The following is a 304-nucleotide window of genomic DNA, read 5'->3' on the forward strand; positions in this document are numbered from 1 at the left end:
GGCGCAAGCCGCCTCCGAACAGCTTTCGGCGGACGGAGTGGTTCTGGATGTCTCGCAGCTGCGTGAGCTGAACCTTGCAGAACTTAATTCTTTGAGAGACGCCATCCAGACGACCGATATTTTCTTCTCTTCCGGCAAAGTTGTGCCGGGACCGGAGCAGGCGCCGGTGCTTGACAGATTGGCTGATCAGTTGAAGGAATTCGCCGAAAATGCCCGCAAGGCAGGCGTGACAGCGCGGTTCATGTTGACCGGCCATTCGGACACAACGGGCCGTGAGACGGCCAACGCGTCGATCAGCGCCGCC

Annotated in this window: 1 pseudogene; it reads left to right on the top strand. The window is 59.5% G+C overall.

Features of this window, described 5'->3' with window-relative positions:
* Positions 1-37 precede the first annotated feature (37 nt).
* Positions 38-304, top strand: a pseudogene (locus tag EN807_RS34270) (OmpA family protein); the annotation flags it as partial.

It is taken from the genome of Mesorhizobium sp. M5C.F.Ca.ET.164.01.1.1 (assembly GCF_004792125.1).
GTDB classification, from domain to species: domain Bacteria; phylum Pseudomonadota; class Alphaproteobacteria; order Rhizobiales; family Rhizobiaceae; genus Mesorhizobium; species Mesorhizobium wenxiniae.